2 protein-coding genes and 2 pseudogenes are annotated in these 2420 nt (G+C 37.3%); 2 read left to right on the top strand and 2 right to left on the bottom strand.

Features of this window, described 5'->3' with window-relative positions; translation table 11 throughout:
• Both F6K22_RS38760 and F6K22_RS38755 read left to right on the top strand, forming a co-directional pair.
• Positions 1 to 523 (top strand): annotated as a pseudogene (locus F6K22_RS38760) (GTPase); the annotation flags it as partial.
• Positions 524 to 1315, top strand: a complete 792-nt coding sequence (locus F6K22_RS38755; RefSeq protein ID WP_293110249.1) for a LeoA/HP0731 family dynamin-like GTPase — start codon at positions 524 to 526, stop codon at positions 1313 to 1315.
• A gap of 634 nt (positions 1316 to 1949) precedes the next feature.
• On the opposite strand, the pseudogene F6K22_RS38750 reads toward F6K22_RS38755, so the two are convergent.
• Both F6K22_RS38750 and F6K22_RS38745 read right to left on the bottom strand, forming a co-directional pair.
• Positions 1950 to 2096 (bottom strand): annotated as a pseudogene (locus tag F6K22_RS38750) (DinB family protein); the annotation flags it as partial.
• Between the two features lie 48 nt (positions 2097 to 2144).
• Positions 2145 to 2420, bottom strand: a 276-nt coding sequence (locus tag F6K22_RS38745; RefSeq protein ID WP_293110247.1) for a zinc ribbon domain-containing protein, incomplete at its 5' end; no start/stop codon positions are given.

The following is a 2420-nucleotide window of genomic DNA, read 5'->3' as shown; positions in this document are numbered from 1 at the left end:
AGCTGATTTATTAGTTTTTTGTCTGACTTATATGTTATTTGACTCTGTGACAGTTGAGAATTTCAAAAAGTTAGCTTACGACAAAGGTCATCGCTGGAAAATGATGTTAGTCATTAATAAAATGTCTGATGAAGCTGGAGAAGAGGAAGAAAAAATTGCTAACTATCGCCACAGTTTAGCAGTAGCTCTTAAACCTTTTAGTCTTGATGAATTTCCTGTTTGTTTTATTGATGCTAAAGATTATTGTGATGGTATTGATGAGAATGATGATTTTTTGCTGGAAATTAGTCGGTTTGAAACTTTTATTGCTGCTCTAAATACTTTTATTGAGAGTCGAGGTGGCTTGGCAAAATTTGATACTCCTGTCAGAATAGCATTAAAATTTGTAGAAGATGCTCAGTTAATTTTTCTGAGCAACTCTACGGTAAATAAAACTTTTTTTGAAGTAGCTAACCGTCTATCTCGGACTATCCGAAAAGAACGAGATAGACTCCGCACAAAAGTTAAAGGTATTTGCCTATAAATGTCTTCAGCTATTGTCAAAGAAGGAAATGAATTAGCAATGGCAGTGGGAACTGATACAGATTTTGAAAAGCTGAATAAAACAGCAGAATTAAATGTTCGTAATTGCTATGAAAAAGCAGAAAGTAAATTGCAAGAAATTTGCGAAACAGCAGTGGAAGATATTCGGGAAGAAGTTGCAGAGGTATTAGATAGTGATTTGGTTAAAGCTTTTGTTTCTTGTTTGGATAAAGAGCAAAATATTTCGGCTTCTAGTATTAATGATGGCATAAATTTTCAACAGCTTAAATCTCAAGTTGACTGGATAAAAAAGATTGCTGAAGTTGCAGGTTTAAAAGTAGAAAAGTTAGCAACTAGAGGTTTTTTGAAAACAGCGGGGAGTGGTTTTCTTCCTTCTGGGAATGTAGCAGGCAGTAATTTACATCTAACTGTTTTAGGAGTAGGAAAATTTATAGGTTTTAAGTTTAAACCTTGGCAAGCAGTTGGTATTGCTAAAAATATTGGTAATGCTGCTAAATTTTTAGGTCCTGCTGTTGCATTAGTTTCTGTGGGAATGGATGTTTTGGAAATCCACAATGAAAGTCAACGAGAAAAAGAAATGGCTGATTTACAAAGAGAGATTTATAGTCAATTTCAGAAAATAGCTAAAGATTTAGAGGTACAACTAGAATCACAATTATCTGATTTTGAAACTCAGGTTTATACAGAGATTGAAAAACAAATTGCTGCAGCGCTAAAACAGGAAGAGGAAATTATAGCTACTTCTAATAATTGGATCAAACAACTAAGATAAATTCGGAATAATTTTGAGCTTATCCTCCAATATATTCAGAAGGCAACGGCAAAAGCAAGAGGTTGAGTAGGATGATTACTTAAGGGTAATTAATTTCTGATTTTTCCTAATGTTTATCCTTTCCTTGCTTTCTGAAAGTAGCTCAAGATATAAAGGCTAAAACTCACATTCCGCATGTCAACTTGCAATACTAAAAGTAATAGAAAAATCGTTAGCTTGGCAGGTATTCATAGCTGAAGTCAGAACTTAGAAGGTGTCAAGTCAGATATTGCGCTCTAGTTTTTAGATTTTAGATAAACTGTCTGGATAGCGACAGTGCGTAGCACCGCTACGCGTTTCATGTCGCGCAGCAAAACGCCCTCTTGCTGGTTGATAATTAATTCAACTGTTGCGCTCTAGTTTTTAGATTTTAGATAAACTGTCTGGATGGCGATAGTGCTACGCACTGCTACGCGTTTCATGTCGCGCAGCGAAACGCCTAATACCAATTCTCCATGAAGTTCACTTGATATTTAAAGATATAGCAGTCGTCATTACTGGATCGGACATTCTCGCTCTTCTCAAATATAGTCATAACAAGAACTTAACTTCTGTACATCGCCAATCCGACGGCTACCCTATCTGACTTCAACTATTATCCTTCTGGCAACCACAATAAATCCGTTACTCCAAAATTTTTACCGCATTGACTAATTAAGGTAGTAAGTTGACCACAATGATGAGTTTGATGGTTGAAAAAGTGCAGAAGTAAATGCCACAATGGAAATTTACATTCTCGTTGCTGAGACCTACTTTTGACATCCTCCTCGGCCTAAAGGCACGGGGATTCCTACCGAGCCGTAGCTCCTCGGCGAGTTGACGTTTCACAGGCTGCTGCTACTTTGGCAGTAGTCTTCTGCTTGCCTCCAAGTCCGTTTAATGTCTCGGGCTGCCCGCCCGCGACTAATATATTTATTGCTGCATTCTCATCTCTGTCATGTTTTGCCCCACAATTGAGACATTCCCACTCGCGGATTGATAAATCTAATTTTCCACCTTTGAAACCACAGCATGAGCAAGTTTGAGATGTTGGCTCCCAACGACTAATTACCCTGAAATCGCGACA

It is taken from the genome of Okeania sp. SIO2F4 (genome assembly GCF_010672385.1).
Classification (GTDB): domain Bacteria; phylum Cyanobacteriota; class Cyanobacteriia; order Cyanobacteriales; family Microcoleaceae; genus Trichodesmium.
Note: the sequence above shows the minus strand (reverse complement) of the source record. Positions and strands in the feature narration are given on the sequence as shown.

Excerpts from the sequence above, each read along its gene's own strand:
- F6K22_RS38755 (WP_293110249.1), top strand. The coding sequence starts at position 524 with ATGTCTTCAGCTATTGTCAAAGAAGGAAATGAATTAGCAATGGCAGTG.